This window comes from Rhodococcus sp. EPR-134, from assembly GCF_001647205.1.
Classification (GTDB): Bacteria; Actinomycetota; Actinomycetes; order Mycobacteriales; family Mycobacteriaceae; genus Rhodococcus_F; species Rhodococcus_F qingshengii.
The window spans coordinates 1-1,147 of sequence record NZ_LVCT01000550.1 but is presented as its reverse complement, the minus strand read 5'-3'; the positions used below and the strand labels follow the sequence as shown (position 1 = coordinate 1,147).

The 1,147-nt window shown below is 64.6% G+C and carries 1 protein-coding gene; it reads left to right on the top strand.

The genetic code is table 11. From position 1 onward, the window contains the following. Positions 1–215: 215 nt before the first annotated feature. Positions 216–1,147, top strand: a 932-nt coding sequence (locus A2J01_RS24775; protein ID WP_331715335.1) for a SpoIID/LytB domain-containing protein, incomplete at its 3' end; no start/stop codon positions are given.

Sequence of the window (1,147 nt, the reverse complement as noted above, 5' to 3'; positions counted from 1 at the left end):
CTCCAGTTTTCGGACGCGTACGTCTGCAACTCGTGATGCTGATGTGACTCGTGTGACTGGTGTTGCTAACTCCAAACACTCTTGCCACACTAGTCACAAAAGTCCATAACGCTCAACCTTAGGGTGAGACTTTAGTTAAATCGTTGTGGACTGGCCTGCGCGCGAAGTACCGACTTCGCGGACTCGTGAGGCCGGTAGCGATGAGGAGAGCATTGATGGCGAGAAGCGGAAGAAGCGGAACTGCAGGTAAGAAGCCTGTGTCCGGTCGCGCAGGTCGCTTTCTGGTGGGCGGACCCGGGAGGCGAACCTCGCTGATGCGGATCTCGGTCCTCGGTCTCGTTCCGGCTCTTGCGCTCGGCGTCGCGATCGGAGGTTTCACGCAAATCCGCGCTGACGAGCCGTCGATCCTGCACGCCGTCGCTGCCGACACGCAATTCACGCTCTCCGGGCACGGCAACGGACATGGCCGTGGAATGGGCCAGTGGGGCGCTTACGGCTACGCCAAGAACGACGGCTGGTCCGGCGAGCGAATCCTCAGTCACTACTACGGGGGAACCGTCCTGGACTCGATGCCGCCTGCCCAGATGAGTGTGCGGCTCACGGCCCAGGACAACTCGACGCTCGACGTCTACTCCGACGCCGGCCTCGTGGTCAACGGTCAGCGCACCGCGCCCGGCGAGGCTGCCCATCTCACTGCGCTGCCCGGTGGCGGTGCGCAGGTAGTGGTCACCAGCGGGTGTGGTGGCGGGGTTGTCTGGGAAGCGGTCACCGACCATCCGTGGGTGGACCCGGTGGACCTCGGTCCTGATCGACCCGCCGACCAGTTCCTGAAGCTGTGCAACAACGACGCGCCCTATCGAGGCGCCCTCGGCGTAGTGCTCGACAACGGCTCGGCTCGGACAGTCAATCTCCTCGACATGGAGGACTACCTGCTCGGCGTGGTGCCGGTCGAAGCGAAGGCCGAATGGGCCGATTCCGGTGGGGCCGAAGCGCTACGGGCGCAAGCCGTGGCAGCACGCTCGTACGCTGCGACCGAGCATCGCAGCTCGTACGCCGACACCTGCGACACTCAGGACTGCCAGGTCTACGGCGGAGCGGGCAAGGAAGATCCCCGCACCACCGAAGCCGTCCGGTCCACCGCCGGCGC